The organism is Lactobacillus sp. ESL0679, assembly GCF_029433515.1.
GTDB lineage: Bacteria > Bacillota > Bacilli > Lactobacillales > Lactobacillaceae > Lactobacillus.
Window position 1 is genome coordinate 313,345 of sequence record NZ_JAQTIG010000001.1, and the last position, 26,154, is coordinate 339,498.

General features: G+C 42.3%; 22 protein-coding genes. 9 read left to right on the forward strand and 13 right to left on the reverse strand.

The features are described from left to right. Positions 1-36 precede the first annotated feature (36 nt). Genes lysA through PT287_RS01660 form a run of 7 tightly spaced genes read left to right on the forward strand, consistent with a single transcriptional unit; the run spans position 37 to position 7,184 of the window. On the forward strand, positions 37-1,326 hold the full coding sequence (gene lysA, locus PT287_RS01630) for a diaminopimelate decarboxylase (protein WP_277132059.1): 1,290 nt from the start codon (positions 37-39) through the stop codon (positions 1,324-1,326). A 15-nt stretch (positions 1,327-1,341) separates the two neighbouring features. Then, entirely contained in the window at positions 1,342-2,052 is a 711-nt protein-coding gene (gene dapD / locus PT287_RS01635; RefSeq protein ID WP_277132455.1) for a 2,3,4,5-tetrahydropyridine-2,6-dicarboxylate N-acetyltransferase, read from the forward strand. 4 nt (positions 2,053-2,056) lie between these two features. Beyond that, positions 2,057-3,211, forward strand: a complete 1,155-nt coding sequence (locus PT287_RS01640) for an N-acetyldiaminopimelate deacetylase (RefSeq protein ID WP_277132060.1) — start codon at positions 2,057-2,059, stop codon at positions 3,209-3,211. Positions 3,212-3,228: 17 nt separating this feature from the next. Beyond that, the gene (dapA, locus tag PT287_RS01645; RefSeq protein ID WP_277132061.1) at positions 3,229-4,155 is read left to right on the forward strand and encodes a 4-hydroxy-tetrahydrodipicolinate synthase; all 927 of its coding nucleotides are present in this window, start codon (positions 3,229-3,231) and stop codon (positions 4,153-4,155) included. Continuing rightward, on the forward strand, positions 4,148-4,924 hold the full coding sequence (gene dapB / locus PT287_RS01650) for a 4-hydroxy-tetrahydrodipicolinate reductase (RefSeq protein WP_277132062.1): 777 nt from the start codon (positions 4,148-4,150) through the stop codon (positions 4,922-4,924). Before dapA ends, dapB begins: the two co-directional genes overlap by 8 nt. Positions 4,925-4,942: 18 nt before the next feature. Then, the gene (locus tag PT287_RS01655) at positions 4,943-6,121 is read left to right on the forward strand and encodes an aminotransferase class I/II-fold pyridoxal phosphate-dependent enzyme (RefSeq protein WP_277132063.1); all 1,179 of its coding nucleotides are present in this window, start codon (positions 4,943-4,945) and stop codon (positions 6,119-6,121) included. Between the two features lie 10 nt (positions 6,122-6,131). Further along, the gene (locus PT287_RS01660; RefSeq protein WP_277132456.1) at positions 6,132-7,184 is read left to right on the forward strand and encodes an aspartate-semialdehyde dehydrogenase; all 1,053 of its coding nucleotides are present in this window, start codon (positions 6,132-6,134) and stop codon (positions 7,182-7,184) included. Between the two features lie 133 nt (positions 7,185-7,317). Here the strand turns inward: PT287_RS01660 and PT287_RS01665 are convergent, their stop codons facing one another. The 3 genes from PT287_RS01665 to PT287_RS01675 all read right to left on the reverse strand — a co-directional run bounded on the left by PT287_RS01665 (position 7,318) and on the right by PT287_RS01675 (position 11,385). After that, positions 7,318-9,576 carry an SEC10/PgrA surface exclusion domain-containing protein gene (locus PT287_RS01665; protein WP_277132064.1) on the reverse strand — a complete coding sequence of 753 codons (2,259 nt, stop codon included), beginning with the start codon at positions 9,574-9,576 and terminating at the stop codon, positions 7,318-7,320. A gap of 198 nt (positions 9,577-9,774) precedes the next feature. Then, positions 9,775-10,146, reverse strand: coding sequence for a hypothetical protein (locus tag PT287_RS01670; RefSeq protein WP_277132065.1), 372 nt, complete (start codon positions 10,144-10,146; stop codon positions 9,775-9,777). Positions 10,147-10,164: 18 nt separating this feature from the next. Then, positions 10,165-11,385: an LCP family protein gene (locus PT287_RS01675; protein ID WP_277132066.1), complete on the reverse strand. Its 1,221-nt coding sequence runs from the start codon at positions 11,383-11,385 to the stop codon at positions 10,165-10,167. A 158-nt stretch (positions 11,386-11,543) separates the two neighbouring features. Between PT287_RS01675 and pepF the strand changes: the two genes are divergently transcribed. After that, positions 11,544-13,349, forward strand: coding sequence for an oligoendopeptidase F (gene pepF, locus PT287_RS01680; RefSeq protein ID WP_277132067.1), 1,806 nt, complete (start codon positions 11,544-11,546; stop codon positions 13,347-13,349). 281 nt (positions 13,350-13,630) lie between these two features. Here pepF and PT287_RS01685 read toward each other — a convergent pair whose 3' ends face one another. The 9 genes from PT287_RS01685 to PT287_RS01725 form a co-directional block, all read right to left on the reverse strand. Beyond that, on the reverse strand, positions 13,631-14,467 hold the full coding sequence (locus tag PT287_RS01685) for a hypothetical protein (RefSeq protein ID WP_277132068.1): 837 nt from the start codon (positions 14,465-14,467) through the stop codon (positions 13,631-13,633). Positions 14,468-14,585: 118 nt separating this feature from the next. Beyond that, complete coding sequence (locus tag PT287_RS01690; protein ID WP_277132069.1) at positions 14,586-15,734, reverse strand: ArgE/DapE family deacylase; 1,149 nt, start codon at positions 15,732-15,734, stop codon at positions 14,586-14,588. An 11-nt stretch (positions 15,735-15,745) separates the two neighbouring features. Next, positions 15,746-16,495, reverse strand: coding sequence for an amino acid ABC transporter ATP-binding protein (locus PT287_RS01695; protein WP_277132070.1), 750 nt, complete (start codon positions 16,493-16,495; stop codon positions 15,746-15,748). Then, on the reverse strand, positions 16,488-17,987 hold the full coding sequence (locus tag PT287_RS01700; RefSeq protein ID WP_277132071.1) for an ABC transporter substrate-binding protein/permease: 1,500 nt from the start codon (positions 17,985-17,987) through the stop codon (positions 16,488-16,490). The genes PT287_RS01695 and PT287_RS01700 overlap by 8 nt, the downstream gene beginning before the upstream one ends. A gap of 458 nt (positions 17,988-18,445) precedes the next feature. Further along, a complete protein-coding gene (locus tag PT287_RS01705; RefSeq protein ID WP_277132072.1) occupies positions 18,446-19,675 on the reverse strand; it encodes a lactate oxidase in 1,230 nt (409 codons plus the stop codon). A gap of 174 nt (positions 19,676-19,849) precedes the next feature. Continuing rightward, positions 19,850-20,647: a metal ABC transporter permease gene (locus tag PT287_RS01710; protein ID WP_277132073.1), complete on the reverse strand. Its 798-nt coding sequence runs from the start codon at positions 20,645-20,647 to the stop codon at positions 19,850-19,852. Next, positions 20,647-21,267: an ATP-binding cassette domain-containing protein gene (locus PT287_RS01715; protein WP_277132458.1), complete on the reverse strand. Its 621-nt coding sequence runs from the start codon at positions 21,265-21,267 to the stop codon at positions 20,647-20,649. The genes PT287_RS01710 and PT287_RS01715 overlap by 1 nt, the downstream gene beginning before the upstream one ends. 57 nt (positions 21,268-21,324) lie before the next feature. Next, a complete protein-coding gene (locus tag PT287_RS01720; protein ID WP_277132075.1) occupies positions 21,325-22,461 on the reverse strand; it encodes an SLAP domain-containing protein in 1,137 nt (378 codons plus the stop codon). A gap of 19 nt (positions 22,462-22,480) precedes the next feature. Further along, entirely contained in the window at positions 22,481-23,362 is an 882-nt protein-coding gene (locus tag PT287_RS01725) for a zinc ABC transporter substrate-binding protein (RefSeq protein ID WP_277132077.1), read from the reverse strand. Positions 23,363-23,729: 367 nt separating this feature from the next. Between PT287_RS01725 and PT287_RS01730 the strand changes: the two genes are divergently transcribed. Continuing rightward, positions 23,730-24,161, forward strand: coding sequence for a Fur family transcriptional regulator (locus tag PT287_RS01730; RefSeq protein ID WP_277132079.1), 432 nt, complete (start codon positions 23,730-23,732; stop codon positions 24,159-24,161). A 44-nt stretch (positions 24,162-24,205) separates the two neighbouring features. Here PT287_RS01730 and PT287_RS01735 read toward each other — a convergent pair whose 3' ends face one another. Beyond that, positions 24,206-26,143 carry a fructose-specific PTS transporter subunit EIIC gene (locus PT287_RS01735; protein WP_277132081.1) on the reverse strand — a complete coding sequence of 646 codons (1,938 nt, stop codon included), beginning with the start codon at positions 26,141-26,143 and terminating at the stop codon, positions 24,206-24,208. Positions 26,144-26,154 lie beyond the last annotated feature (11 nt).

The following is a 26,154-nucleotide window of genomic DNA, read 5'->3' on the forward strand; positions in this document are numbered from 1 at the left end:
GAACCTTTTTTGTTAGCTAATTTGGGAGGAATCAACTTGGTTAACGTTAACTCACAAGGACACTTATCAATCGGCAACTGCGATGCACTTGAGCTCGCTAAAGACTTCGGTACGCCACTTTATGTCTACGATGTCAGCATGATTAGGCAGCAATTACGACAATTTCACAAAGCTTTTGACAAAACCGGCGTCAAATACGCCATCAGTTATGCCAGCAAAGCCTTTGCCATCAGGGCAATTGACCAAGTTATCGCACAAGAAAACGGACATTTGGACATTGTTTCGGCCGGCGAATTAATGACTGCTGTTCAGGCTGGATTCCCGATGGAACACGTTAGCTTTCACGGCAACAACAAGTCCCTTGCGGAACTGCAGTTAGCCCTCGACAATCACGTTGGCACAATCATCGTTGATAATTTTTACGAATTAGAATTGTTAAACAAATTGCTGCCTAAGCATAAGCAGCCGGTTAACATCATGTTGCGCATTGCGCCAGGCATTTCGGCGCATACTCACCGCTACATTCAAACCGGTCAAGTCGACAGCAAATTTGGCTTTGACGTTCAGTCTGGTCAGGCAGAGCAGGCACTAAAACAGGTGTTACAAAATCCTAAACTCAATTTGCGCGGCTATCACGCTCACATTGGCTCCCAAATTATGGCAGTTGCTGGTTTTACGGCTCTAGTACAGAAGATGGTTCAGCTAGCAGCCAGTTGGCAGGAAAAATTCCATTATCAGCCACAGGTTTTAAATTTTGGCGGCGGTTTTGGCATCAAATACACCAACGCCGACCACCCATTAGCCCCGCAAGAGTTTGTCCACGACATGATGCAAACACTGAAAAAAGAAATCGCCCAGACTAACTTGGCTCTGCCCGAAGTTTGGCTAGAGCCGGGGCGCTCAATCGTTGGTGAAGCTGGTTACAGCCTCTATACAATCGGTGCGCGCAAAACAATCCCTAGTATTCGTACTTATCTTAGCGTTGACGGTGGCATGGGCGACAACATTCGCCCCGCCCTTTACCAAGCCGAATATCAGGCCGTCTTAGCTGCTAAGCCAGAGGCGGCGCCAACAGAAACCGTGACAATTGCTGGGCGCTATTGTGAGTCCGGCGACATTCTGGTCAAAGATCAGCCGCTACCTGAAAGTGCACCCGGCGATATTTTAGCAGTCCTTGCAACAGGAGCTTACGGCTACTCGATGGCTTCCAACTACAATCGTGTAGGTCGACCAGCCGTCGTCTTTGCGGAAAACGGCAACGCCAAACTCGTCGTTAAACGCGAGTCAATTGCGGATTTAACCAGCCTAGACCTAAATTATCTTTAAGTAACATGAGGAAAAATAATGAAGCAAACTGCACAAGAAATTATTGATTTTATTAGTAACGCACCCAAAAAGACGCCGGTTAAGGTTTACGTCCAAGGAAATTTAGCTAATCTAGCTGTCCCCGAAAGCATTCAGGCTTTTTTAGACGACAAAATTGGCATTCTGTTTGGCGACTGGACCGAGATTGAGCCATTTTTAGACAAAAACAAGGCACAAATTACTCGCTATCACCGTGAAAACGATTCTCGTAACTCCGCCGTGCCGTTACTCGATTACACCAAGATTAACGCCCGCATTGAACCCGGCGCGATTATTCGCGACCACGTCAAAATCGGTAAGCAAGCCGTGATTATGATGGGCGCAGTGATTAATATCGGGGCGGAAATCGGCTCTAATACGATGATTGATATGGGAACGGTGATTGGCGGCCGAGCAATTATTGGGCAAAATGTCCACGTTGGTGCTAACGCAGTGGTAGCTGGCGTAATTGAACCAGCGTCGGCCAAACCCGTCAGAATTGGCGACAATGTCCTAGTTGGCGCTAACGCCACGATACTTGAAGGCATCCAAATTGGCGCCGGGGCCGTAATTGGCGCCGGGGCTGTGGTGACTAAGGATGTTGCCCCTAATACCGTCGTTATTGGTGTCCCAGCCAAAGTAATTAAGCAAGTTGACGACCAGACCAAGAGTAAAACCGGTCTGGAAACTAGCTTGCGAAAGCTGTGACTGCATGACCCAATTTAACGAACAAGATTTAATTAAAATTAGACGCCAATTACACCAAATTCCTGAATTGGCGCTTAAAGAAACGGCAACCCAAAAATTATTGCTGCAACTAATTAGTGAATTACCGCAGCAATTTTTAACAATTAAAACTTTCCCGCAATTGCCAACTGCAATCATGGTTTTGGTTAAAGGAAAAAACGCCCAAAAAACAATCGGTTACCGCGCCGACATTGACGGTCTGCCTATTGCTGAACAAAACGACCTGCCCTACCAATCGCAGCATCCCGGCATCATGCACGCTTGCGGCCACGATTTGCACATGACCATTGCCCTTGGCGCTCTAAGTTATTTTGCCAATCATCAGCCACAAGATAATTTGGTTTTCTTCTTTCAACCGGCTGAAGAAAGTGAAAGTGGCGCTAAAATCGCGTATGACCAGCACCTGTTTACCGGACAATTCGCCTTAGACGAAATTTACGCACTACACGATACCCCGCAATTACTGGTAGGAACAATCGGGACTAGACAAGGAACATTATTTGCCGGAACTACCGAAGTTGACGTCGATTTTACCGGGCAAGATGGCCATGCCGCCTACCCGCAAAATGCCAACGACATGATTGTTGCCGCCGCGCAATTCATTACGCAAGTGCAAACAATCATTTCACGTAGTATTGATCCGTTAAAAGCTGGCGTCATTACCTTAGGCAAAATGACGGCAGGCAATGTCCGCAACGCCATCGCTGGCACGGCGCACATCGAGGGGACAATTCGCGGGTTAACTCAGGACATGATTACTTTAATCAAGCAGCGCCTGCGCGAAGTAGCTACTGGCGTGGCCACAAGTTATGGAGCCGACATTAAGATTAGCTTCAATCAGGGCGGCTATTTCCCAGTCGTGAATGACCCGCAACTAACTACAGACTTGATTACTTTTCTTAAGCAATCACCTCAAGTCAACTTTGCCGAAATAGAGCCTGCAATGACTGGCGAAGACTTCGGTTATTTAACCAATCAAATTCCGGGTGCAATGTTCTGGTTAGGTGTTGGTCAACACGGCTCGCTGCATTCCGCCACCTTTACCCCTGACGAAGGGGCCATCTTAGTGGGCGTCGAAACGGTTATTGGCTTTTTAAAAAGACGAATGCAGAACAATTAATATAGAAAGGATTAGCAATGTTATTACAAAACGCAGAAATTTTAACAGCCATCGTCACGCCATTTAACGATGATGGCACAATCAATTATCACGGCCTTGAAGAGTTAGTCAATCACTTAATAGCTCACGGCAGTCAAGGCTTTGTCGTTGGTGGCACCACTGGCGAAGTCGCCACCCTGTCTAATGAAGAAAAACTGGCACTTTATCAAAAATTTGTCGAGATTACGGCGGGTCGCGTACCGGTTATCGCTGGCACGGGGTCAAACAATACGCAAGCAACAATTGAATTGAGCAAGCAAGTCAGTCAAATTGCGGGGCTGGCAGCTCAACTCGTGGTGGTTCCTTACTACAACAAGCCCAATCAACGCGGAATGATTGCCCACTTTACCGCAGTTGCGGCACATTCGAGTTTGCCAATCATTATTTATAACATCCCCGGCCGCACCGGCGTCACGATGAGCAACGATACGATTTTGGAATTGGCTAAAAATCCCCAAATTATCGGCGTTAAGCAGTGTACAACTGTTGAGGATCTGGAATACTTGGTTGAACATGCACCCCATGATTTTCTCGTTTTCAGTGGCGAAGACGCGCAAAGTTTAGCAGCCAAAACAGTTGGTGCTCAAGGGATAATTTCCGTTGCTTCTCACCTCTATGGTGACCAAATGAGTCAAATGTACGCGGCTCTGGATGCTGGTAATATCGCCGAAGCTGGAGCTTGGCAACGCAAGTTAACGCCTAAGATGGCTGCCCTATTCATGTTTCCATCGCCATCTGGCGTTAAGGCAGCGCTCAATGCCCAAGGCTTTCATACCGGCGGCTGCCGCCTGCCCATCGTTAATTTAAATGATGATGAGCAAAGGCAACTCGCCCATGCTCTCGGAATCGCAAATGGTGACTTAAGTCAGCCAATCAATTTACAGTTAGGAGCCGATCATGATTAGAGTTTTAATCGCCGGGTTTAACGGGGCAATGGGGCAAAGAGCCGTCAAGTTAGTGCAAAAAATGCCGAACTACAAGCTAGCAGCAGTCCTTTCGCCGCACTTGCATAGCCTAAATCCAAATGACTATAACTTAGACTCAGATACCGCGGTGTTTACCAGCCTGACAGACATTACTGGCCAAATTGACATAATTGACATCTGGCTTGATTTCACTACTCCTAGCACTGTTTATGCTAATACCAAATTCGCAATTGAACACCAGATGCGGCCAGTTATCGGAACTTCGGGATTAAGCGATCAACAAGTTACCGAATTGCAAGCTTTAGCTAAGCAACTTAAAGTTGGCGGCATTATTGCACCCAACTTTGGTCTCTCAGCAGTCTTATTAATGAAGTTTGCTAAAATGGCGGCAGCTTACTTCCCTAATGCGGAAATCATCGAAATGCACCACGCTGACAAAAAAGATGCCCCATCAGGTACGGCAATTAAAACTGCCCAGGAAATTGCGCAAAGTCGCACTTCTCAAGTAGCTGCCAACTTTAATGACAATCCCGCACGTGGCGGTGACTATTACGGCGTGCCAATTCACGCGGTGCGTTTACCCGGTTATGTCGCCCACGAACAAGTCTTGTTTGGTGGTGCTGGTGAAGCCTTAACTATCAGACAAGACTCATTTGACCGCAACTCATTTATGTCCGGTGTAGAACTAGCTTTAAAGCAAGTTATGCAGCTCGACGAATTAATTGTCGGTCTTGAAAATTTAATTTAAACCTAAGGAGTGTATTTTATGCCAGAACTAGCTGCTAATTTAGAACCAATTGTCAATTGCCGGTTACTAACCACGACGCCATCAGCCATTCGGAAGTTTGACCAAGAAATCTCCGGAATTCCTGGGATTATCAAATTAACTATAGGTGAACCGGACCTAAATACGCCAGAGCACGTCAAACAAGCTGCTATTAACAGTATCAACAATAACGAGTCACACTACGGCAGGCAAATGGGATCTCTCAAGTTAGATCAGGCAATCAGTGCATACCTAAAACGGAAACAAAATTTAGTCTACGACCCCGAAACAGAAATTATTGTCACAGTTGGTGCAACTGAAGCCATTGCGACCACGATTGTTTCTCTTTTCAATGCTGGCGATGAAGTCATTGTTCCTACGCCTACCTTTGCCCTTTACTTTTCGCTGCTGCACCTGTTTGGCGTTAAGGCAGTCACCATTAACACGGCCCAAGATGATTTTTTATTGCAGCCAGAGAGATTAAAAAAAACGCTAGAGGAGCATCCCCACGCCAAAGGAATTATCTTGAATTATCCTAATAATCCAACTGGCCGTGAATATCCCGAGACTTTGATAAAAAAGCTGGCCGCAATCCTTGAGCAGCACCAGCTTTATGTACTTTCTGATGAAATTTACAGCGAATTAATATACGGAACCAAGCATTATTCAATCGCGCGCTGCCTTCCTGAACAAACAATCCTTATCAGTGGTCTGTCAAAGTCCCACGCCATGACCGGCTATCGCGTTGGCTATATCGCTGCCCCACAAAAAGTAATCAAATTGCTCACGACTACGCACGCATTATTGGTAACGGCCGTTCCCAATATGACACAAGCTGCCGCCTGCGAGGCATTATCCGTGCGCGGGGATGCCGATCCACAAAAGGCTAACAAAATTTACGCTGAACGTAAAGACTTAATCAGTACCGGGTTAAGTCAGTTAGGCTTTGAAATTATTCCGCCAGAAGGTGCCTTTTACCTGTTCGCTAAAATCCCCGCTAAATACGGCACTGACGACTTAACGTTTGCCCGTGAATTAGCACACAGTGCTCGCGTTGGCTGTATACCTGGTAGTGCTTTTGGTGATGGCGGGATTGGTTATGTGCGTTTTTCTTATGCCGCTAGTCCTGAAAAAATTCGCGAAGCACTCAACAGAATAGCTGATTTTTTAAATAATTAAGGAAGTAATCATCATGAATGGATATAATGTTGCAATTTTAGGCGCCACTGGGGCTGTCGGTGGCCGCCTAATTAGTCAGTTGGCAGAGTCAAATATTCCTGTTAAAAATTTACGGTTGCTCGCTTCCGCAAGGTCAGCTGGCAAAGTCCTAAAATTTAAAAATGAACCCTTAACGGTGGAAGAAACCACCTCGGATTCATTTAAAAATATTGATTTAGTTTTGGCTTCCGCCGGTGGGAGTGTCTCGCAAAAGTTCCTCCCCATTGCCGTTCAAAATGGTGCCGTTTGCGTCGACAACACCAGCGCCTTCCGCATGGAACCCGATGTTCCACTAGTAATCCCGGAAGTTAATCGTGCAGCACTTAAAAACCACCACGGAATTATTGCCAACCCCAACTGCTCAACCATCCAAATGGTAATCGCCTTGGCACCAATCTATCATGCCTTCGGCCTGAAACAGGTTATCGTCTCAACCTACCAAGCGGTTTCTGGCGCAGGTCAAGCGGCGTGGAACGAAATGTTGCACCAAGCACAGCAGCGCCTGAATAATGAACCAATGACTGCCGACATTACACCGGTTAAAGGCGAGCCGCACCATTATCCATTAGCCTTTAACCTCCTGCCGCAGATTGACGTCTTTGAAGATAATGGTTACACGCATGAAGAATGGAAGATGATTCATGAAACTAAAAAGATTTTGCTGGACGACATGGACAGTCCTGACATTAAGGTCACGGCAACCTGCGTTAGAGTTCCCGTCGAATTAGGCCATGGCGAGTCGGTTTACATTGAAGTCGCTGATCAACATGCAACTGCTAACGACTTACGGCAGCAATTAGCACAGATGCCAGGAGTTGTCGTTCAAGATAATCCGGCAGAGCAGCTCTACCCGCAACCACTAACTGCAGCGGGTAAACGAGAAACCTTTGTTGGCCGTCTGCGTGCCGATGAAGAAAATCCCGGTGCCTTCAACATGTGGGTTGTTTCCGACAATTTGCTTAAAGGCGCGGCATGGAACACAGTCGAAATCGCTGAATGCCTAGTCGAAGACAATTTAATTTAATCAAAAAAGCAATACCTGATTCAAAATCAGATATTGCTTTTTTATATGTGACTAATTAATCTGCGCTGGGTAAAACAATCGGCTTACCATCCGCATCTTTGCCTGGGTCGAAAGTACAATGATTTAGTTTAATTTATCGATTATTAAATGACACACTAACGTCACAGCTAATTCTACCGTCTTCTAGCACTTTTGCATTAATCCATATCTCTTTTATATTAGGATCCATGTAATAATCAGCATCAGTTGAAAAGAAATCATCTGCAGTTAATTTCGAAGTACCCTTAAAATCTCCTGTAATATTTCCGATTTCATCGTGTGATTCAGCAACCTTTTCATTCGCAGTTACTGGAGCAAAACCAGCTTTTTCTCTGCTATCATTAATTTTCATTAAAAATTCTTGTCTAAAATCTTCAATTGAAAACTTTTTGGCAACACTATCGCCTATATTTGGTATAACAATCTGCTTGCCATCTGCATCTTTACCTGGATTGAAGGTATTACCTTTACTATCTGCTCCATTAATGAAATAAGATGACACATGAACATAATGAATACTATATTCTGTTCCACTACTCGTATTATCAAGTCGTGTTACACTAAGACCAAAGTAAAATTCTTCATCATCAAATGAGCTTGATCCCATAGTTCCAAGTAAATCACCAGCATGATGCCATTCGCAATTTTGTAGATTACTTGGAGTAGTTTCAGCATTAACACGACCAAAAAGCATCATTGTTAAGCCTTGATAAATATGCTTCTTGAGTTCAGACAATGACATCTGCTTACTCCCGTAACCCCAGCCAGTCATATCTTCAATCCAATTATCTGTTATGGTATTTAAACCATTTTCTTTACAGGCAGCAACGATTCCTGGAATATCATGTTTACCATCAAATACTGAAGTACCATGAGCATTATATTGAGCAGCTATATCCTCAGCCAACTTTTGCACACCTGTACTTTGAATCCATGGCTTTAAGCCTAAGTCTGCCCGTGCTTCATTAATTAATCTTAAAGTATAAGAAATTACCTCTTGTGCTTGTTCTGGAGTTAAATTAGTTGGATCGACAATTGTAGTATCATCGTCTACTTCATCAATCACATCTGTACTATCAAAATCATTAATATTCATACCAGCTATACATGCGTTAATAAATGCAGCACTTGGATGTCCTTCATACGCCTTACGCAATTCATCTCTAGTATAGCCATTAGGTAACTTAATTGTAGCTTTTGGACTATTATTTGGCTTATTAGGCGTAGTGGTGCCATTACTTGGTTTGTTGCTATCACTCGGCTTATTACTACCGGAGTTGTTACTATTACCCGGTTTATTGCCATCACTTGGCTTATTACTGCCGGAGTTGCTACCATTGCCTGGCTTATTGGTGTCTCCTGGCGTCGTATTACCGGAGTTACTGCCACTACCTGGTTTATCGCTGTTGTCTGGCGTTGTACTGCTGGAGTTACTGCCACTACCTGGTTTATTGTTGTCTCCTGGCGTTGTACTACCGGAGTTGTTGCCATTACCTGGCTTGTTGTTGTCGCCTGGCGTTGTACTGCCGGAGTTACTGCCACTACCTGGTTTGTTGTTGTCACTAGGAGCCGTGCTGCCTGAGTTGTTACCATTGCTTGGCTTATTGTTGTCACTTGGGGCCGTGCTGCCTGAGTTGCTACCGTTGCTTGGCTTGTTGCTGTCACTTGGGGCCGTGCTGCCTGAGTTGTTACCATTGTTTGGTTTATTACTATTACTTGGAGTACTGCCCGAAGCATTGCTACCTGCTGGTGTATTACTGCCACTTGGTGTGTTATTGCCAGCTGGTGCTGGAGTAGTATTTACCGTTGAGCTATTTTTAGCTGGTATGTACTTGCCGTTACCTAAAGAATAATACTTCTTGCCTTTGATGGTCTTAGTACCATAGACTTTGACAGTTTTCCCCTTCTTAACTGACTTTTTGCCGATACGCTTACCCTTGCTACTGTATATTGCAGTGGTCTTAGTTACCTTAACTTTCTTGGCAATCTTAACTTTACTTGCCAAAACATATTTACCATTACCTAAATTGTAATATGTCTTGCCCTTAATTACTTTAGTACCATAGACTTTAACAGTTTTGTTCTTCTTTAAAGACTTCTTGCCAATCTTTTTACCTTTGCTGTTGTAAAGATATGACTTCTTAATCATCTTGGCAGTCTTTGAAGCTGTCTTGGTCTTTTTGACGTCAGTTTGCGTAGTCTTAGGAGCCGCATTAACTACAGTGTTGTTAGTCAATGCCAAGCCGCCAAGCATCCCGCCAAGTGCTGCAGTTCCTACTAATACATTACGAGTTACTTTTTTGTTATTTTTCAAAAAAGTTTTTATCAACTTTTTCTTTCCCTGATAATTCAATACTAAACCCTCCTATACTAATATTTAATTACAATTTAATTTTAATCTTTTTGTTTCCTTAATCAATAGGATTTTTAATTAAATAATATCAAATAATCCCGCAAAATTATCTAGGCTATAAAATTACTATTTGTGCCAAATAAAGAAGTGTCTAGTCCATAAACTAAACACTTCTTAAAATATCTACTGATTTTCACATTATAATCCTGCCTGCTTACGCTCCTTCTCATACTTTTGCAGCGCCTGCAAGACTTGCGGCCAGTAACGTTTAGGCAAAATTAATTGTAATTTGTCCTGATAAATAGGGAAATCACTGGCTTTCATGCCGGTAATCCGTGCTAAATCCTGGTCAGACAAGTGATATTCTCTGGTAATTCGCTTAATCTCAACGGATGCATGTCCGCGAAACCACGACCAGACGAAAAAGGCCAGTGCGAAGCCGCCTGCGGTTAAGACTGCATTGGGAAGAGTCCAACCAAAGCTGCGCAAACAGATAAAAAAGGCGGCAATAAAGGCAATTAATGCCGAAACTATGCCATAAATAACGGGAAAAAGTGAGTTCTTATGCATTTTGCCCTCCTAAAAGCCTTAATTGCCAAAAATACTATTGTTGCCATTACTTGAATTATTGTCGTTATTCGAATTAGCACCAGTTGAATTATTCGCATCATTACCATTATCGGTATCACTGGAAACAACAGAGGAATAAATCTGATAATTAGTGAAGGCATTAGGGTCCTTCCAATTAATGCTATTGCGCTGCTCATTCAACTTATTAAGCCGCGTTTCATCATTATCCAGAATTTCTGTATCAAGACCCAAATTCGTTCGTAGCTGATTCGATGTCTTTTGCAAAGTATCAGTTGAGGCAACTTGAATTGAGGAGCCATTAATCCACGCATCGTGGCCTTGGATATAGCCGCTCTTTAGATTATCCATGCAGCCGCGATAGTTCATTGCCAAGGCAAGCATGTCATTGAAAGTCAAATTGGTCTTCACATATTTGGTAAAGATTTTAACCAACTTGCGATAATTGGTAAGGGTATTGATTGACATTGCCTTATGAACCACTGCCGTTATTACCTGACGCTGCCGCATCTGGCGACCATAGTCGCCGCGGGGATCATCATGGCGCATTCTGACATAAGCGACTGCGTGCCGGCCATTCAAATGTTGCTTTCCTTTATGAAAGTCACACCAATCATACGAAAATTTAAACGGCACGTTAACTTCAACACCGCCAACGGCATTAACCAGATTCTTCAGTGCCTTCATATTGACTTCGACATAATAATTAATTGGCACATTGACAAGAGCAGAAACCGTCTGCATCGAAGCATTGCTGCCGCCAATCCCGTAGGCCGAATTGATACGGAACATGTTGTACTTGTCGCCGGGATCACCCAAAATATTAACCAACGTATCACGTGGAATCGAGGTCATCGTTGCCTTATTTTTATCAGGATTAGCCGTTGCCAAGATTAAGGTATCGGAATTTCCCTTATCATGCCGGCCTTCAATCCCCTGGTCAACACCAAGAATTAAAACCGAAATCGGTTGTTTATTAGCAATCCTAGCTGACGTCGCTGTGTTACCGCCCGGGCCATCAATTGCACTATGCAGGCTAAAATACATGTGCGCTGCCCAAGCCAAGCCGCAACTCACACACAAAACCGCAATAATCCCGACGATGTGCATAAGGGCATTCCCTTTTAAAGTAGCGGCCGGGGCCGCGAAGGCATGATTGCGATGAAGTTTTAAAGAAGATCGACGACGATAATCTTCCCTTCGTTTAGAGTTTGGATTCATTCCTTTATCTATTCCCTTCCAATAACTGTCCAAATGTATTTGTAACACTTTTAAACTTGAATTAAAATATTATCAAATATAATTAATAATATCTTATTTTTTGCGTTTTCGCACAATCATTATTAACATTAATTAGATACATAAAAGGAGAATTTTTAATGACAATTCCAAAAAGAACCGCCGTTCCTGAAGAACTCAAATGGGATTTAACCCGCGTATTTAAATCTGATACTGACTGGGAACACGAATATACAACAGTTAAAACAGAAATACAAACCTTAAGCAATTTACAGGCGAATTTTGCCAAATCAGGACATGATTTATATGATGGCCTAACCAAGATTTTAGCAGTTGGTCGTAAGCTGGAAAAACTCTACGCCTATGCGACATTATCAAGTGACGTTGATACAAGTAACGCCCACTATTTAGGGTATGTTGCGCAAGTCCAATCATTAGCCAGTCAATTTGATGCCGTCACATCCTTTATTAATCCCGCAATTTTAGGTATTTCAGAAGCAGAATTAACGCAATTTAAGCAAGACGAGCCGCAACTCAAAGACTACGACCACTGGCTTGACCAGATTACGCAAATGCGGCCACATACATTATCTGCCAAAGAAGAAAAATTAGTGGCAGACGCTGGTGACGCAATGAGCGTTTCCGAGAATACCTTCAATGTCCTCACTAATTCTGACATGGAATACGGCTACGTCCAAAATGATGATGGCGAGATGGTGCAGCTCTCCGATGGCTTGTATTCACTATTAATTCAGTCACAAAATCGCGACGTGCGCCAAGATGCCTTTGACTCAATGTATGCAACTTATGGTCAATTCGAAAATTCGTTGGCTTCAACTCTTTCCGGCGTTGTTAAGGAGCACAATTACAACGCGCAGGTGCATAATTATGACTCTGCACGCAGCGCAGCCTTACACGAAAATGGTGTACCAACTGTGGTTTACGACACTTTAATTAATGAAGTTGACTCCAACCTTGACTTGCTTCACCGCTACGTTGCTTTACGTAAAAAGATCCTCGGCCTAGATGATTTACAAATGTGGGACATGTACGTGCCATTGACTGGTAAGCCGGCAATGGCATACACCTTTGATGAAGCTAAGGAAGAAGCCAAAAAGGCTTTGACTCCACTAGGTGCTGACTACCTGAAGCATGTTGACTATATTTTTAACAATAGTGTAATTGATGTTGTTGAATCACAAAACAAGGCCACAGGAGCATATTCTGGTGGCTCTTACGATACTGACCCTTACGAACTGCTCAATTGGGAAGACAATATTGACTCACTCTACACACTGGTTCACGAAACCGGCCACTCGGTTCACAGTATGTATACCAGAGAAACTCAACCTTACGTGTACGGTGATTACCCGATTTTCGTTGCGGAAATCGCGTCAACAACTAACGAAAACATTCTAACAGAATACTTTTTAGATCATGTAACTGACCCTAAGACACGGGCCTTTGTCCTTAACTACTACCTTGACTCCTTCAAGGGCACACTATTTAGACAAACACAATTTGCGGAATTTGAGCAGTATGTCCATGAGCAAGACGCCAAGGGGGAACCGCTGACTGCTGACCGCCTTAACGAATTTTACGGCCAATTGAACCAACACTATTATGGCGACAGTGTTGAGCCCGGCGGCGATATTGCCAAGGAATGGGCACGCATCCCGCACTTTTACTACAACTTCTACGTTTATCAATACGCCACTGGTTTTGCAGCCGCAACTGCCCTTGCCAACAATGTCGTTCACGGAACAGACGCGCAGCGTGAAGCTTATCTTGGTTACCTCAAGTCTGGTTCAAGCGATTATCCTGTAGAAATCATGAAGCGCGCTGGCGTTGACATGACTAAGAATGCTTATTTAAAGGACGCATTCGCCACTTTTGCCCAGCGCCTAGATGAGCTTGAGAAAATTATCGCAAATAATTTCAAATAAGACTTGCAAGTTGCGAGCACAAATAATATAACTATTAAGGAAACAAAAAAGTTTCTCACATCAAAAAACGACTTCTCAATAAGAAGTCGTTTTTAGTTTGCAAATAATTTAGGCGTTTTAATTGGCTACTTACTAATTAACTTAATGTCAAATTGAGGCTATATTCACAATTATCATTACGTGCCGGATAGTAATCTACATTTTATATACTTATTAAAAACACCTCTGATACTCAATTTTGAAACCTTATCTCAAAGGTGTTTTAAGTAATAGTAAGCATATCATTTGTTTGCTTTGGCTTCGACATAATGGTTAAAAAGCCAAAGATCGGCCGCTAGTGCAATGATGTCATAAAATAAGAAGACCCAAAAATCACCCATTAAGCTAATTCTGGGGACTGTTACTTCCATATCTTGATAAGAACTTCCAAATAAAAAATGATTGATATTGGCGTATACGTCCCACCAAATGTTGTAGCTAATCACTAGCAACCAACTAATTATCACAATCATCAACAGCCGCACCAGCCAAGTGATAATTTTATGCGATTTCCCCGGCCAAAAGTCAATCACAGCATGACTACTGAAATTTAAAAGACTGACAGTCAGATAAACAGCTAGGCCAACAAGCAACAATAATAGTATGGCCAAGAATAATTTCCCCACATTTAATAATGTTAAATGTGATAGCCAATAACCAAAATCCCGGACCTGCCGCCTAGTATATTTATCAAATGGAGAAAGCACCCCCAATATAATTGCTAGCTCAACTCCTAATAAAAGGTCAAGGTAAATAAACGCAACGCCAGAAGAAATTGTGTTAGCTAAATATAATTCGCTATCACGCATTGGGACCAAGCGCCAAGTTTGTTCTCGGTTAAACTTTTCATTCTGCCAGCAAGTAATTCCTAGATAAATTAAATTTGCTAGCAAACTAAGCAAGACAAAGGCGGTTTCCAAATAGTCTGGATACAAGTTTACCCGCTCGGCAGCTGCCGATGTAAAAAACATTATCAATGAAAAAACTACCGTCGCAAATAATTGCACACCAAATGTGCGATGTGCCAACCGACTTTTTTGCTTAAAGAGCACTTTAAATACAGACCAAGAACTTCTCATTATATTCTCCTATATCACATGATTATGCTTAATCTTAGCATTATTATGGTTATGATTTTTTTGTGAAATTATTAAGAGAAATAAACAAATCCAGTATTTTTCATACTGGATTTTTTATCTATTTTGCGTATTCCTGCCAAAACTTCCAAGCTAAATCTTGGTAAAGCTTGCAGCCATCTAAATAATTACTTACTGGTGTGTATTCGTTAGGCTCGTGGGCAACATTCCCCGGTGCTGGGCCCATAATTATGATTGGAAAGTTTCCCTTAGCTCGGATATATTCTGAAGCATCGGTTGCTCCTGTATCAGCGACAAAATTACCACCATAATTCATCTTTTCCTTGATAACAGCTTGCGCTAACTTAGCAAGCTTAGTGTGCTTTTGGTTAGGCAGTGGCACCTCTGGGAAACTATAACGAATTGTGAGTTCTGCACCCTGCTGGTTTAACTCTGCCACAATCTCCTCAAGCTCTTGATAAATTTGGTCATTCGGGTAAAGCGGCGTTGTTCTAATATTGCCTGAAAGCCAGGCACTATCTGGAACTGAATTAATTTGACTGCCGCCTTGGATTTGACTAATTACATGAGTTAAGGGCCCCAATACTGGGTCTACTTGATCATGGCTGTCCATCTTAGCCTGAGCTTGTTCAGCAAACTTAATCAGCGGCATGATTGCATTTTTACCTTTTTCTGGCGTTGAAGAATGAACGGTCACGCCCTTGGAAGTTACATAATAATCAATTACGCCCTTGTGCGTCACCACAACATCACAGTTGGACGACTCACCAATAATTAAGCCATCAAGGTCATCGGCGTAGCCTTCCTTAGTTAGTTGTGCCGCACCGTATTCGCCAGTTTCCTCACCAACTGATGCTAGCAAACGAATACGGCCTGGCAGTTCCTGATCACTTTCTAATAAGTCAAGCATGGCCACGACCATTGCAGCAAGTCCTGACTTCATGTCGCTAGCGCCGCGCCCATATAAATTACCGTCTTTAATCGTTGCAGCAAATGGTGGTGTGTGCCAATTATCCAAGCTGCCAGCAGAAACCACATCTTCGTGACCAGAAAAACCTAATAGTGGCCCCTGCTGACCCATGTCAATCACTAAATTATCACGATCTTCGGCGTACTGTACCCGCGTGATTTTTACCGGATAATCCTTAAATAAGTCGGCTAAGTAATCAGCCACCACTGTTTCATGATCGTTAGCCGATTCGATTCCAATTAAATCGGACAATATTTTGAGTGCTTTTTTATCTTCCATGATATTTGCCTCTATGCTTCCAAAACCTTGGCTAAAAAGTCTTGTGCTCGCGCCGTCTTTGGCTTTGCAAAGAATTCGCTTGGTGCTGCTTTTTCCTGAATATAACCATCTGCCATAAACCAAACTTGATCGGCCACATTCTTGGCAAAACCCATTTCGTGGGTAACAACCACCATCGTCATCCCTTTTTGGGCTAAATCCTGCATAACCTTCAACACCTCACCGACCATTTCTGGATCAAGCGCACTAGTTGGCTCATCAAAGAGCATCACTTCTGGATCCATTGCCAGTGCCCGAGCAATCGCCACCCGCTGTTGTTGACCACCAGAAAGGCTGGCTGGGAACGCATCAGCCTTATCAGCTAAGCCAACTTGTGCAAGTAATTCCTTGCCCTTTGCCGTAGCCACCTCTTCTGCAACGTGCTTAACTTTCATCGGTGCCAATTTCAGATTTTCTAAGACACTCATGTGTGGGAACAGGTTAAATTGTTGGAACACCATGCCCATCTTTTCCCGCAAAGTGTTCAGCTCGTCTTCACTCAAAGAAGTCAGCTCTTTATTTTCAAAAATCACTTTGCCAGACGTTGGCTGGTCTAGCAAGTTCAAGCACCGTAAAAAGGTACTCTTACCAGCTCCTGAAGGTCCAATTAAACAGATAACCTGACCATCTTTAACTTCGGCGTTAATATCTTTTAAAACTTCATTATTGCCAAAAGTCTTTTTCAAATGTTCGACCTTAATTAATGGTTCCTCGTTATTCATGCTTCATCTTCCCTTCAAATACCTTCATCAAGCTGGACAAGCCAAACGTAATGATAAAGTACAAAATCATCGTAATTACTAATGGCATCACGCCCCGATAAGTATCAGCCTGCACAATTCTTGATTGGTAAATTAGATCTTTAACCCCAATAACCGACACAATCGAACTTTCCTTAATTAAGGAAACAAATTCGTTCCCCAGAGCCGGCCAAATATTTTTCATTGCCTGTGGCATGATAACGTAACGCATTGTCTCCGTCCGTGACATTCCCAAGGACCGTGATGCTTCAGTCTGGCCCGGTGCAATTGAGTTAATCCCTGAACGAATGACCTCCGCAACATAGGACGCCGAATTAAGAGAAACTGCAATAATTCCGGATAATAATGCGGGAATGTTGACCACTAGGCCCAAGCCAAAGTAGATAAAGAGCAGTTGCACCATCAGTGGTGTGCCCCGAACAAACTCAATATAAGCTGTTGCAATCGAATGGGCAATTTTATTTCGACCTAGCCGCATCAAGGCAAGAATGGCACCTAACAAGAAACCAAAGAAAACAGAAATTGCGGAAATGAATAATGTGTAGCCTACACCAGCAACGAAGAAGTCCTTGTATGCCCACATGGAATTATCAACCTTAGCTGCCTTCTTGGATTTACCAGCTGTTGCCAGATACTTACCTGCCGCTGGTAAATACTGCTTTTTAATTAAATTCTTTGCTTTAATTTCATCGATTGATTTATTAGCCGCATTGACTAAACTCTGTGCCCCTTTATGAAAGGCAATCGCTGAACCAACTGACTTGTCCTTAAAGCCCGAAGGAATATTGATAATACCCGTTGTATTTTTAACGTAAGCATCGGCCGAAGCTGAGTCGACTGCAACTGCATCAAACTTGTGTGTCTGCAGCGCTAAGATTAGATCGCTATCCTTGTCCATTGTTTTTAGTGTTGCTTTTGGCGCTTGCTTTTTAATTAAATCACTCTGCAAACTACCCGTTTGTGCCGCAATTGTCTTGCCGGCAAAAGAATGATAATCGTGATACTTCTTGGCATCGGCCTTTCTGATAATCAAGTCCTGACCACTAGCATAGTAGACTTGACTGAAGGCAACACTCTTTGCTCTCTTAGGTGAAGCCGACATCCCAGCGATTACCATATCGATTTTGCCAGTTTCTAGAGCAACCAATAACGAGTCAAAGTCCATTGTCTTAACGACCAACTTCACTCCCATGTCATGAGCAATTTTCTTGCCGACCTCAATGTCCATGCCAAGCACCTTGGACTTGCCGTTAATATTCTTAACAAATTCGTAGGGCGGAAAATCGGGACTCGTCCCCATGATTAACTCGCCCTTTTGCTTAACCTTTTTTAAATAATTATCTGTTGCTTGCGGTGCTTGTGCTGCCTGCACGCCACTAACACAATTGACTAACATTGTCAGTGTTACCAGCATCACTAAGGCAGCCTTGAGCCATTTAATTGCCTTTTTCATATGTTCCTCACTTCTTGATATTAACGCGATTAAAAAACGAATTGCCCAAATCACATCGTCGTTTACTTATTAAATTCATTTTTAACCTCCTAAATAAAAAACTCGCCCCTTCTTACATTCCTGTAAGAAGAGACGAGTTTTTACCCGCGGTACCACTCTTGTTGATACAAAGTATCCGCTTATTAATTGACTGCATTATCGCTTAAACACGCCTTCATTCATCCTCTAGTTTGCCTTCCACTCTATGCAAACTCGCTTAATAGAAAAAATGAATTACTACTCCTAAGCTATTTAAATAGAAATTATAGCAGAAAAATCTGGATTGTCCATTATTTTTTGCTTAAAAGTTAAAAAATAATTAAAAAGTTAAATTTAGCCTATTTTAACAAATGACCGCAAACAAAAACTGATGAAGAAATAACTTCCACATCAGTTTTTATTTTTAAAAGATATTATCTTTAAGCTTGTGAAGCACCAGAAACGGCATCCGAACCGTCATCTTTCATTTGATTTTCTTTAGTTACAGGATAAGGGGTAATTCTTGAAGGATCGGTGTTTGACTTCAAGTTATCTGCAGTGTAGTTAAAGTGAGTTAATCTTGCATGCTTAACGTCTTCAATTGTCTTGCAACCAGTTAATTGCATATCAATAATCAATTCGTCATTTAATTGCTTGATAACTGATTCAACACCCTTAGCACCACCAAGAGCCAAAGCGTAAAGGTAAGGACGGCCAATACCAACAATATCAGCACCCAATGCCAAAGCCTTGAAGACATGAGAACCACGACGAACACCTGAGTCAAAGATAATTGGAACACGGTGGTTAACTGCCTTAGCAATTTCTGGCAACATGTCAATAGTAGCTGGACCTGAATCAACTTCACGACCACCATGGTTAGTAACATAAATACCATCAGCACCGGCACCCATTGCAAGGTATGCATCTTCAGCACATACTACACCCTTAACAATTACTGGTAAACCTGACATTTCCTTAATCCGGCGAACATCATCTGGACCAATCTTTTGTGCAGATGAAGCATACATTTGAGCAACAGTTTGACCTTCACCCTTACCACCTTGGTAACGAGTAAAGAAGTCTAGTGGAACTGGGTAAGCAAATTTAGTTCTAAGGTTTGCTTCACGATAACCAGATACTAAAGCATCAACAGTCAAGAAGATACCCTTGTAGCCTGCCTTTTTAACTGCATCAAAGACCATCTTGTTGAATTCCCAATCCTTACTTAAGTAAAGTTGGAAGAAGCGTGGTGCATCTGGAGCAGCTGCAGCAATATCTTCAACACTCTTATTTGCATAAGTACTCGATGAGAACAAAGCACCAGCAGCTGCAGCACCCTTTTGCGTAGCAACTTCAGCGTCTTTATGAGCGATACCGTGACATGCAATTGGTGAAATCATGATTGGTGTCTTCAAATCCATGCCCATAAACTTAGTATCAGTTTGTGGATCAGTCATATTCGTCAATGCCCGTGGGACAATTTGGAAATGGTTGAAGGCAGTGGTGTTGTTACGCCATGTCCATTCATTTTCTGAACCAGAAGCGATGTAGTAGTATGCACCTTCTGGCATAACACTCTTAGCACGTTCCTCAAGTTCATCAAGGTTAATCATACTAATTGCTTCATCACGGTCACTTTGTGGAAACCCATTATAATAAGCTGTCATTTTAATAACTCCTTTTCTCCTACATAAATTATCTACATCCTTATTATACATGGAAATGCTTACAATAGTTAGTGAAATTTCTAAAGAATGTTAAATTAACGCCAACAAGAGTGCTTATTTTTTCACAAGTAAAAAGGAAGCAACTTAACATTACTTCCCAAATTGGTTATTTTCCTATAAATTATGCTTGACTAGATGAGTGAAGTAAGTAACAAGATAAATAAAAACTTCGATCACTGCAATAAAAAAAGTTACAGGTAAATTGGTGGCAAAGCCTAAATATAGTCCCAGCCAGACACCGATTAAGGCAAAAAAGACTGACCAAGCAATCATCGAACCAACGGTTTTGCCAAGATAATTAGCCGTTGCTGGCGGCAAAGTCAATAGGATAAACACAAGCAATGAGCCAACAATCTGCGCACCAACAGAAACAGACATTGCTAGAGCAATTAGAAAAATCAGGCTGACCAGGCCGGTTTTTACCCCATGAGCCAAGGCACCAATGTGGTCAAACGAATCAAAGTTCAATTGCTTTTGAATTGCAAAGATGAGCAGCAGCACGATTACTGATAGCCCAACTAACTGAATGACACCCTGCTTGTCAACGCCAATAATACTGCCGAATAAAATATTGGTTGCATAATTACTATTGGCACCAGAAATGGCTAAAAACAAAACACCAAGACCAATAAATAAGGCAGAAATCGCACTAATTGATGATTCTTTCTGCTCGCTGTGCAGCGATAATTCACCAACACTAATCGAACCTAGCAAGGTAAACAGGAGCATCCCCCACAAGGGACCAATTCCCAGCCACACGGCAAAAGCCGCACCAGCAAAGCCGATTTCAGACAAAGTGTGGGCCAAAAAGCTAAAGTTGCGGGCCACGACATAGACCCCAACTGTCCCACAAGTAATTGCAATAAACGTGCTGGCCAAAAAGGCGTTGCGCATAAATGGTAATGCAAACATTATTCGTACGCCTCCTCAAACTGGGACATCTTGCCCTGCTCAATCGAACCGTTATTTAAATACAGATAATCCTTCATATATTTGCGCGCTAGTGGCACATCATGGGTTACAAATAAAACCGTAATTCGGTGCTTCTCATTCAAATGCTTAATTAGGCCCATTAGTTCATCTTTAGCTACTGGGTCAAGACTGGCTGTTGCTTCATCCAGAATAATCACATTGGGATTATCAAGTAAAGTCTGTGCCAAATATGCCCGCTGCTTTTGACCACCAGAAGCTTCACCCATCCGTGTATTTTTAATAGCGTACAAGTTAGTTTCTTCAAGCTGAGTCTTAATCGCCTGCTTGACTTTTTTTGTTTTAATCACCGGCGCATTCAAGGCAATGAAGGCCTCAATTGACAATGGATACTCTACGTCAATATTTCGAAATTGCGGCACGTAACCCAAGCGAGCCCCTTGAGTAAACGCAAATGCCCCGCTTGTTGGCGTTAGCATCTTCATCAGGACGTTAATCAGCGTCGTTTTACCAGCACCATTCGGCCCCAAAAGTGCTGTCATCGATCCTTCTTTCAATTTGAAATTCAGGTCAGTAAAAACCGCCTGCTTATCAAATTTCATACTAAGATTATTTACTTCTAAAATATCGGTCACACTTGCACTTCTTTCTGGTTTACCTTAAAAGTTGCCAACTTTGACAAATTCGTTAACATCAATTTGGTAGTACTTATGACCTGCAATCTTCACTCTACCACCGTAAGTTCTAATATAAGTACGCCGATAAAGCTTGCCCTTGCCAATTCGGTAGCCGTTAGCATTATATAAATAAGCATTATGCTTAACTTTACGCAATTTACCGTCAACGTTGCTAGCAACGACAAATTGATTTAAACCGATTTGCAAATACTTTCTACCAGCAATCGTCTTATAGCCATACAAAGTTAATTTAGTACCGGCCGTTTTAGTTGCTGCTGAAGTAGTGTCGCCATTTTCATCATAAACCAAGGCATCATGCATTAAGGTTTTAGTGCCAGTAGGCTTCGGTAAGGTTGCAGCCGGCTTATTGGTTGCTGGTTTATCGCTTGGCTTGTTAGCTGGTGTATTAGTAGTTGAGTTGTTATCAGCTGTAGTCCCATTTTGGTTATCATAGTAATACTTCACAAGGTTATAAAAATCATCCATCGTATAACCCCATTTAGCGAAATAGCCGTCGGGATCAGTATGATCCGTGCCGCCTAAATATTGGCTGACTGCATGGTGCGACCAGATCGTTCCTTGCCCATCATGCACAGCATTATCTGGCTGCAAGCCATAATGATGTAATAGTGCTGCTGCATAAATCGCATCATTATTAACGCCCTTAGCAAAGTCAGCGGCGTTATTTTCCTCACATAATTCTACTTGAATAAACCGATCGTTGGCTTGTGGGCCAGCACCCCAAGTCCCACTATCAGGTGACATCATCTGGATGACACCGGTCTTATCAACAAAGGCATGCACATAAGCGTAAATATTCTTCCATTCGCGGTTAAAGTAAATCGCTTCATCATGAGCCGTTGCGTTTGGCGTTGCCGTCTCATGAATAACGATTCCTTCTGGCTTGCCATTACGGTATGGAATTGCGTTTTCAGCAAACGAATTATACTTAATTCCTTCTTGAGCCAGCATATTATCTGCATAAGTAACGCCGCCATAACTGTCTTGCTTGGCTAAGTCATTAATTGAACTAGCATGAACTTGTACTGCCAATGGTGCTGCTTGAATTGGCACGGCAATCGTTGTTGCTAATGCCAATGCTGTAATTAATTTTTTCATTTTTTAATTTCTCCTCTAATTATTTGTGAGCTATTCGGGCTAACTTTTGATAATTTGTCGTCACCCAAGTTAAGTACGTCATACTATCAGGCAACGTTTCACGGATTTTCAAAATTGGAATCTGTTGTTCCTGAGCTAGCTTAACAAAATTATTAACGGTTGAACTTGAAGTTTGTTCATTATCAACAAAGAATGCAATCTTATGCTCTTTTATTCCCGTTGTCATTTTTTGAACTGTCGCTGGACTCGGATCAGTATTGTTCTGGATTGCTTGTTCAAAGTCTTGATTGGCAACCTTTAGATGAGCTGCTGTCAAGGCATAATCAAAAACGGGTTCACTAACATACACCGGTTTGCTACTTTGGCCGTTAATTTTAGCAGCTATTCTCTTAATTTTAGCTACTTTAGTTAAATAATGCTGACCTCGATTGCGATAATACGCCGCATGCTTGGGGTCCTTCTTACTTAGCCTTCTAACTAGATAATTAGCGTATTTAACCGGCATCGTTAAGTTATACCAAATATGCGGGTTGGCACCTTTTTTCAAGCCCATCAGGTCTTCACCGACCCAAACCGGCTTCTTTTCAACTGCAGAAGCCAACTTGTCCATCCAACTATCGTACCCCAAACCATTAGCCACAACAATATCGGCGGTTGATAATTCCTTGGCATCGTTAGTCGTCGGCTCAAAATCGTGCGGGTCCATCGCCGCTTTTTTGATGAGTGCATCAGCTTTACCATATTTACCCACAATATTCTGAGCAATATCTGCATAAATATTTGTCGTTGTGATAATTGTTATCTTTGAACTCTTGTGTGGCTTTTGCACACAGCCACTAAGCGTCAATATTAGGACACCTAATAAACCTATCACAGTAAACCATTTTCGTAATTCTTTCATATCCATCTCTTTTCTGATGCTTAATCTTGTTATTAGCTAATTTTTATTCAATCTATATAAGTATTAATCATAATTAATAAACATTATACACTAAAATCCGCGGTACTATTGCTCCGACATTTAATCAAAAATCAAGAACAATGCCTATCGTTCTTAATCGTAATTAATACTATTTAAGTTAAACGCTATCTGATTTTTTTGTCAACAACCATAAATTTTAATTACTGTTAAGTCAAATTATTACGGTTGAATTGCTAACCTTTAAATCGTAACAACATCTATTTATTATAAAGTAGATTAGTTTTTTATAAATAAAGATGTTAAACTAGTAATGCTAAATTTTGCGCATAAAACAGGAGTATGATAGATGGATAAATTAACAATTGCGTTAAATATTTTAAAAACTAATCATTATAAGTTAACTAAGCAGCGCCAAGAGCTGCTCAGTTATCTCTATCAATACTCTGACTACTATCTTTCCTTAACTCAACTTGATAAGCACTTACGACAGCATTTTTCAAAAATGAGTCATGACACGATTTACCGCAACGTTAAGGAAATGCAGGAAATTGGCATTGTTGAAACCAAAATGTTTCCTAATGGTTTACGGGTGAAATTCCAATGCGACTTTATCACTTCTAATCACAGTCACTTCATCTGCCAAGAATGCGGCCGCACAATTGAGTTGCCGCTACCCGACTTTAGCAAGGTTAATGTCCAGCTTGTCGGTTTTCAAATTAATGATTACCAAGTGGAAATTCATGGTTTGTGCGACCAGTGCCAACTTAAACAACCATAAAAATAGAGCAGTAAGAATACTGCTCTATTTTTTACTGTTAAAATTTACTTATCCACCGGTTTTTTCCACAAACCTAAGATCACTCCGGCTACAATCGAACCGATAATTGTTGCAACAAAGTACAAAACAATGTGGTTGGCTAACGGCGATACCCACAGACCACCGTGGGGTGCAGGGACACCAATCCGCCAAAGGCCAACTAAGGCACCACCAACAGCTGAGCCAATGATACATGACGGAATAACGTGTCCAGCATCGGCTGCAGCAAATGGAATTGCCCCTTCGGTAATGAAGGAAAAGCCTAAAATCCAGTTAGTAACACCAGCACGACGCTCATCTTCCGTGTACTTATTCTTAAAGAATGCAGTCCCAATGGCAGTTGCAAACGGTGGTACCATCCCGCCGACCATTACGGCAGCCATCATTACAGCGGCAACGGTTGAATGAGGGTCATTGGCAAAGGCGCCGGAAGCAAAGACATAAGCTGCCTTGTTGAAAGGGCCACCCATATCAATAGACATCATCGCTGCCAAGATTGTGGTTAGGACAACTAAGTTACCCGTTCCCATTTGGTTTAAGAAGTTGGTAATCGCAAAGTTAATTGTGCTGAAAATTGGGTTAACAATGTAATACATAATTAAGGCAATGAACAGCAGACTTAAAATTGGGTAAATCAGCATCGGCTTCATCCCCTCAAGCGATTTTGGCATCTTAGCACATAATTTTTTCAGACCAACTACCAGATAACCAGCAATAAATCCTGAAGCTAAGCCGCCCAAGAATCCGGCCGGTGACTTGGCGTTCGTGACCACGTTAGCAACATAGGCGCCACCGTAAGAACCACTATAAACGGTCGCCATAAACCCACCAACAAAACCGGGCATCAATGCCGGCAAATCGCCGATGGACTCGGCAATATAACCTGACAATATCGGTACCATAAAGGCAAAGGCCATATTCCCAGCGTTATTAAGGAAAATGAAGGCTGGTGATTTCGGTCCGCCGGCATAGTTTTCCACAATAAAGGAAATCGCCATCAAAATCCCGCCGCCGATAACAAACGGCAACATGTGCGAAACACCATTCATCAGGTTTTTATAAATTGAACCCCAGACGCCTTGCTTTGAACTGTCACCGGCGTCAGCAATTTTACTATCTGAATGATAAACACTGGCCTTGCCATCCAGAACGGTTGCAACTAACTCATCAGGTTTATTAATTCCGTCAACTACCGGCCGACTAATCAATGGCTTGCCATCAAAGCGCGGCATATCAACCTTTTTATCGGAAGCAATCACGACACCTTGGGCACGGCTAATTTCTTCAGGAGTCAGTCGGTCCTTAACTCCTTCTGAACCGTTAGTTTCAATTCTGACATCGACGCCGCGCTTTTTACCGGCTTTAATCAGCGCTTCTTGGGCCATGTAAGTGTGCGCAATCCCGTTAATGCAGGCTGTTACCCCAACAATCAGCGGCTTCTCGCCAGTATTTGCTGTCTGAGTTTCAGCCCGCTTTTCGGCATCACTCTTAGCCTCAGCTTGTTCAAACAGGGTAATTACTTCCTTAGGTGATTGGGCTAACTTAAGTGCACTGACCAAATCCGGATTAATTAATAGCCCAGACAATTTTGCTAAAGCCTCAAGGTGCGTATTATCAGCACCATCAGGTGCAGTAATCATGAAGAATAGATAAACTGGCTTACCATCAAGTGAATTGAAGTCAATCCCCTTTTCACTTTTAGCAAACAAAACCCGCGCTTTGTTAATTGACTTGTTACGAGCGTGCGGCATTGCAATGCCGTCACCAATTCCCGTTGTCGACTCGTCTTCGCGTGCCCAAATTGATTTAATGAATTCATCTTCATTATTAACAATTCCTGTTTGCACTTCGAGATCGGCCATCTCCTTAATCGCATCTTCTTTATTCGTCGCCTTCAGCGACATAATCATGGATTCAGGAGCTAAAATATCTTTGATTTTCATAGCTAACTCTC

What these genes read in the sequence shown, in the direction of transcription:
- PT287_RS01690 (WP_277132069.1), bottom strand. Translation starts at nt 15,734, where the DNA reads ATGGAAGATAAAAAAGCACTCAAAATATTGTCCGATTTAATTGGAATC.
- dapB (WP_277132062.1), top strand. Translation starts at nt 4,148, where the DNA reads ATGATTAGAGTTTTAATCGCCGGGTTTAACGGGGCAATGGGGCAAAGA.
- PT287_RS01695 (WP_277132070.1), bottom strand. Translation starts at nt 16,495, where the DNA reads ATGAATAACGAGGAACCATTAATTAAGGTCGAACATTTGAAAAAGACT.
- PT287_RS01705 (WP_277132072.1), bottom strand. Translation starts at nt 19,675, where the DNA reads ATGACAGCTTATTATAATGGGTTTCCACAAAGTGACCGTGATGAAGCA.
- PT287_RS01730 (WP_277132079.1), top strand. Translation starts at nt 23,730, where the DNA reads ATGGATAAATTAACAATTGCGTTAAATATTTTAAAAACTAATCATTAT.
- pepF (WP_277132067.1), top strand. Translation starts at nt 11,544, where the DNA reads ATGACAATTCCAAAAAGAACCGCCGTTCCTGAAGAACTCAAATGGGAT.
- PT287_RS01710 (WP_277132073.1), bottom strand. Translation starts at nt 20,647, where the DNA reads ATGTTTGCATTACCATTTATGCGCAACGCCTTTTTGGCCAGCACGTTT.
- PT287_RS01640 (WP_277132060.1), top strand. Translation starts at nt 2,057, where the DNA reads ATGACCCAATTTAACGAACAAGATTTAATTAAAATTAGACGCCAATTA.
- PT287_RS01685 (WP_277132068.1), bottom strand. Translation starts at nt 14,467, where the DNA reads ATGAGAAGTTCTTGGTCTGTATTTAAAGTGCTCTTTAAGCAAAAAAGT.
- dapA (WP_277132061.1), top strand. Translation starts at nt 3,229, where the DNA reads ATGTTATTACAAAACGCAGAAATTTTAACAGCCATCGTCACGCCATTT.
- PT287_RS01700 (WP_277132071.1), bottom strand. Translation starts at nt 17,987, where the DNA reads ATGAAAAAGGCAATTAAATGGCTCAAGGCTGCCTTAGTGATGCTGGTA.
- PT287_RS01715 (WP_277132458.1), bottom strand. Translation starts at nt 21,267, where the DNA reads ATGAAATTTGATAAGCAGGCGGTTTTTACTGACCTGAATTTCAAATTG.
- PT287_RS01655 (WP_277132063.1), top strand. Translation starts at nt 4,943, where the DNA reads ATGCCAGAACTAGCTGCTAATTTAGAACCAATTGTCAATTGCCGGTTA.
- PT287_RS01720 (WP_277132075.1), bottom strand. Translation starts at nt 22,461, where the DNA reads ATGAAAAAATTAATTACAGCATTGGCATTAGCAACAACGATTGCCGTG.
- PT287_RS01675 (WP_277132066.1), bottom strand. Translation starts at nt 11,385, where the DNA reads ATGAATCCAAACTCTAAACGAAGGGAAGATTATCGTCGTCGATCTTCT.
- PT287_RS01670 (WP_277132065.1), bottom strand. Translation starts at nt 10,146, where the DNA reads ATGCATAAGAACTCACTTTTTCCCGTTATTTATGGCATAGTTTCGGCA.
- PT287_RS01725 (WP_277132077.1), bottom strand. Translation starts at nt 23,362, where the DNA reads ATGAAAGAATTACGAAAATGGTTTACTGTGATAGGTTTATTAGGTGTC.
- PT287_RS01735 (WP_277132081.1), bottom strand. Translation starts at nt 26,143, where the DNA reads ATGAAAATCAAAGATATTTTAGCTCCTGAATCCATGATTATGTCGCTG.